Origin of the sequence: Pseudarthrobacter sp. NKDBFgelt (genome assembly GCF_046097905.1) — a bacterium.
GTDB lineage: Bacteria > Actinomycetota > Actinomycetes > Actinomycetales > Micrococcaceae > Arthrobacter > Arthrobacter polychromogenes.
Window position 1 is genome coordinate 1 of the sequence record NZ_JBJURL010000219.1, and the last position, 517, is coordinate 517.

1 pseudogene is annotated in these 517 nt (G+C 71.8%); it reads left to right on the top strand.

The features are described from left to right. Positions 1–517, top strand: a pseudogene (locus ACKAE7_RS21235) (4-alpha-glucanotransferase); the annotation flags it as partial.

The window sequence follows — 517 nt, forward strand, 5'->3', positions numbered from 1 at the left end:
ATGCCAACAGACCCTCCGGGGCTTTCGCCCGCGGCGGGCGGGGCTGCTGCCGGCGACGCCGTGGACCCCCATTTGCTCCAGAAACTGGCCGATGCGCATGGCGTGGGCACCTCGTTCCAGGGCTGGGACGGACTGCCGCACAGTGTGGCTGAAGGGACGCTGGTCAAGGTCCTGGCGGCCTTGGGGGTGCAGGCGGACACGAACCAGGCCATCGAGGCCGCATTGGCGGAAGCCGAACTGGCGCCCTGGCGGCGTATGCTGCCTCCCGCCGTCGTCATCCAGCAGGGTGAGCCCGCGCTGGTCCCGGTCCATGTGCGCGATGGCGCCGCAGTGCAGCTGGGCATCGCCCTGGAAGGCGGGGCCGGCTTTGTTGACGCGGTCCAGGAAGACGTCCGGGAACAGCCGCGGGATGTCGACGGCGTGGCCACCCGCCGCATGACCTTCGCCCTCCCGCAGGACCTGCCCCTCGGCTGGCATACCCTGAACGCCCAGGCCGGCGGCGCCAGCGCGTCGGCGA